Annotated in this window: 2 protein-coding genes; both read right to left on the bottom strand. The window is 41.9% G+C overall.

What is annotated here, in order from left to right:
• The coding region (locus tag DW182_RS21685; RefSeq protein ID WP_199678649.1) for an AAA family ATPase at nt 1-1,188 on the bottom strand (1,188 nt) is incomplete at its 3' end.
• Between the two features lie 426 nt (nt 1,189-1,614).
• Nucleotides 1,615-4,452, bottom strand: a complete 2,838-nt coding sequence (locus DW182_RS21690; protein WP_118296812.1) for a hypothetical protein — start codon at nt 4,450-4,452, stop codon at nt 1,615-1,617.
• Nucleotides 4,453-4,834 lie beyond the last annotated feature (382 nt).

Here is a 4,834-nt window from a genome sequence, read left to right on the forward strand (position 1 = left end):
AAAATCAGTACCTTGTATGGACAGCATCCCGAAGTAGAACAGCAGGCTCTTGAAGTTCTCCGTATCAGTCATTTTCTCAGCCGGAAAAGAAGTGGCTATCTGTGCTGTGATACTACCCTCCGCTATAATTTGCTGAATGACAGAAGCATTGGCTCCGAATGTCTTATCGATCTGCACCAAATGACGTAACTTGCCGTAATCGGTACGGATATTGTTGTCAACCATCATTTTAGGTGCTTTCCCCAATTGCAGATAGCTGTTCAGGAAGTATAGTGCCATGTCCGAATTGAACATACACTCCTCCAAGCGGTCTTCCGAGAAACAGTAATTGTCATACCACGGCTTCATTATTTCCACCAATCCGTCCACCGTAATATTCTCCGGCAGTGCGTCTTCATCCTTGTAATAAGTAATCATCTCCCGCACTTCATCCTCGCTGAATCCGATAATGTTGTTGAACTGAGGAAGCGTGCTGATGTTCGTACCGATATTGAAACCGCTTGTCACGTCGTCCATCGTAATGGGGCTGACACCTGTAATAAACAGACGCTCCACGGCGGCACCCGCATTGGAAGTGGAAGCTTTCACGTTATTGAAGAATCCGCGGATGAGCCCGTCGCCATGTGTTTTCTCCCGGTAGCGTTCCTGACCGTAGGAAGAAAGGATGGTGTTGGTGAAGTTGTCGTATTCATCAATCAACAGGTAGATGCGCGGGCAGTCCGTGCGGCTGACATACTCTTTCAGGGCAGCCAGCATTTGCTCCGGATTAGTCTCGTCAGGGTTGACGATTTCCCATATCCTGCTGCCCAGCAAACGCTCGTATTTCAGGATGAAGTTCTTTATCACCATGCAGCAGTATTCGCTGAACGAACGCTCCACTGTTTCCAGCTTTGAGCTCACTTCTGAGAAATTGAAGCGCAGAACCATGTACCTGTTATGCTCTTCCGTAGGATGTTTGCCGATATACAGTTCTCCGAATATCTCCTTGAAGCTGTCCGCGTAATCAATGCTGTAGTATGTTTCCAGCATAGCCAGGAACAATGACTTGCCGAACCGCCGGGGGCGTATCAGGAACAGATAGGACGGCTGACGCTCTATCAGTTCAATAAACCGCGTCTTGTCCACATAATAATAATTTTTCCGCATGATGCGGGGGAAATCCGATAATCCGTAGGGTAATGCCTTCATAACTGTTCAGCTTTTAATGTTCCACAAAGCAAAGGTAACAAAAATGATGGCAAATGCCATGAAGACCCGGAAATAGTTGCAAATAGGAGACAAGTTCCCTCACCAAAAATAAAAAGTCCAACCGTCTGCCCCTGCTTGGGTAACGTTTAGAAATGAAGTGGCATAAACGGGCATATTATTTTCCCTATTGGAGAAATATTTTTCTCCAATAGACAAATAATAAACCGGAAGATAAACAGCTTTCTTCAATAAAGATGGGGAATAGGAGATAGTGCTACTGACTCAAAGCTTATACAGGAAACGAACATATCCGGTAATGGCATAAAAAGAGGGTATTCATACCGAATACCCTCCCGATTTGTGGAATAAAAATCTGATTCCAATAAAAAAGTTTTTTATCAGAGCTTATAATTCTGTGGTACTTTATCAGTTATAAGTGTTAGCAGTTTGACTCCAGAAATACGCTTCGTCAACATTACCAGAACCCGAAGCAAAGACACCACTAGGATAACCCGTAATACTACTGAAGCACTTACCACCTACCAGCATTGTACCCTTATTCACGATATCAGCAAAAGCTTTTACAACACCTGTTTCCTCCACATCATAAACACCGACAATATTGTTGGTAGGAACAGTCAAGGTTTTGCCTTCGGCAATATTCAGAATGGCTATTGCCTTCTTGTCTACTCTCAACGTCACATCTTCGTTGGCGACAAATTCAATGAGAGGGCTTGTCAATGTTACCTTTGGCAAGGTGGCATTCTCATTCACTGTTACATATTTAATATGATTCACATTAGCGTTTGTATAATCAGACAAATCGCAAGAAGCATCGAGGTAAATCATGTTGAATTTGTCCTCACTGTTGTGTGTCAAGGCAGACATATTGCTCGGGACAAGCCAAGAAATGCGTCCTTGGAAAGCTTTCTTAGCCACTGTCATATCTATGTCTCGGTGAGAAATCTTTATTTCGCCACGAGTAACATCGCCATTTGCCGCAACTGAACTTTCGTCTACTGAACTATTTTCCGTGATGTATGTACGTGAGATGGATATTTTAGTTCCATTTTCTTCCTTATCAATGGCTTCGATGGTTCCAACATTTTTGATTGTATGGTTACCATTCAAACAGTACATTTCACCATAATTGGTAACTGTTTTGTTATTGATCAAATTACCCGTAGTGCTAGCACCCGCTTTTCCGGAGATAATCTTAGCTTTAACATCATTCGTAATAGTACCGCTATTTGTAAAGGTATTAACTACGTTTATAACAGCATCAGTATCGTTGTTGATAGAACCACTATTTGTTGATGCACCTGTTACATCAACGCTACCGCTATTGGAAATAGAGGCAGAAGTTGCATTAGTCAAAGCACCTGTTTCCCACTCTCCTTTATTAACGGTGAAAGTGGAATTGTTAGTGATAGTAGTAGTTTTCAGTCCAGCTGCAACTTCCGAAGTTCCTACAGTTACTGTGCCGTTGTTTGTCAAAGTGGTGATATCTGCATAACCCACGAAGTTTACAATGCCATTGTTTTCAATTTCAGAATTAGAGGTAACAGCGAATGATTGTGCGCTCGCATTGGTTCCTTTAGTGAAATTGGCGGTAGCTCCGCTATTCACAATAAATTTATCGTCATTGTTTTCGAAAGAGATTCTTTCAGCAAGGTTTACTTTACCAGAAATCAGTGTGGCACCTTTTGTAAATTTCATACCAACAAGGTCGAAAGGCTCTTCTTCACCTTCAATAATCATTCTCTGGTTCAAGAAATTCAGTGTTACATTGGTGCGTGCATCTGCTGCCCATTTAGTCAATACGGCACCTGCCACGGCTTTATTGATAATAGATTCGTGGGCAGGAACAGGAGTGTCGGTACCCAAATTTTGTATAGGCTGATTTACAACAAGGAAGTTAATACTCTTGTCGGTCGCACCTTCAATAGCAGCAATCAGGTCGGCAGTTTTAGTGATAACTACACCACCAAGGTCTGCTGCCACTTCGGCTGCAGTCTTAGTTTCTTCCACTTTAATCACGGCATCCTCTACTTCACTTACACGTTTGGTCAGATTGGCTAGATTGACGCGAGTCTGACGTTTCAGCACGATACTCTTCTTTCCAGCCGGTAACTTATCGGGAGCACTGCCATCTATAGCAGCATCACGTTCTGCAATTTCTTTTTTATAAATACCCTTGTCTGTGTATACATAAAGTGTAATACTCTTGTAGATGCCGGCAGGGATAGCCATATACGACATAAATTTGCCGTCAGTTACGGTTACACCATTTGCTTTTTGGTTAGTATGATCGCTTACACAATCCAAAACTAGGAAACCTGCAGTATTATCACCCACAGCTTTAGTGATAACAGAGAAGCTTGAGGCCAATCCTGCATCTTCTGCTTCCGCCAAGTCAATGTCATAATCTGAACCCCTCTGATTTACCAATTGTGCATAAGCTCTGGCACTTTCCTTCTCTTTTCTTTCTGCCACAGTAGAAGGTAAGCTTCCAGGCAGCGCATAATTAACGTCATAAGAAGGGTTTTCGGTGTCAGTCAGCATATTGGCTACAGGCATCTTTGTGTTGTCAATCCGTCCCTTAGTCGGGAATTTTACATCTGAGCCTCCTGCATCTTTTGCTGTCAGTACAATCTTTTGTACTTGGCTAACCGTAGTCGGAAGTTGTAAATTCAGTTTCACATAAGAATTGATGGAAGCTTGTTTCACTGGGATCTCCACGTTTTCGCCTTCAAAGCCATCTACACGATAGATAGGAGAAACCACAAAGTTTACATTATTATTGGCTATCCACTCAAAATCTTGGGCATACTCTTGTATCTGCGGGAAAGTGTATTCCACACCGTTCCGGTTAGTGGTCATATCCGAGTTATAGCGTGAATAAAACATCCAAGCACCAATAGAAGTCGTACCATTAGTTGTGAATGTGGATTTGCTTTCGTTCCATGTCCATTTATTGTTTCCTACATGGGAAGCAACAATATCCCAATCTACAACGTTAGTACCATCCTTGTCTTTTACGCCCTTATCCACCAATACGGCTCCCAATCCATCACTATTTTCATAGCCCAAGTTAAGGCCATTAGGAATAAAGCGCGTTTCAGCATTCTCCCCTGTTAGTGTCAGGTTAATCTGCGTGCGGTTCTTCACCACATCATTACTGTTCAGGTTCTCGAACTCCTCATTTGTACAAGAAGCCACCATCCCTGCCAGTACAATTGCACTAAAAAGAATTTTCTTCATTTGTTTTTCTTGTTAATTATTAATTATAACATTCTTTTTCCTTGAATTATTCTTCTGTGGGAGGAATTGAAAACTCAAATCCCTTTTCCACTTCCACCTCCAGAACTTCCACTTCCGGAGCTTCGTACTTCATTTCCTTTTCTACTTTCATAATCATAAAAATTAAATTGTTAGTAATATTAAAATAGTCTCTTTATTATCAACTGGTAATACGATAGTTACTGCTACCGCTAGCTGCCTATTATCCTATCGCAAAGACAGGCTGCCTCTTATACAAGAACCTTAGCCATTCCTATATATAATAGGTATAGCAAACCCGCATTTTCAGCCTGCAAAGTAAAAAACAAATTTCCTAAATAAACGATGAGTGCATTTGGCTGAT

The organism is Bacteroides sp. AM16-24 (assembly GCF_003471885.1).
Taxonomy (GTDB): domain Bacteria; phylum Bacteroidota; class Bacteroidia; order Bacteroidales; family Bacteroidaceae; genus Bacteroides.

Coding starts and splice junctions, on each gene's coding strand:
- DW182_RS21690 (WP_118296812.1), bottom strand. CDS start 4,452: ATGAAGAAAATTCTTTTTAGTGCAATTGTACTGGCAGGGATGGTGGCT.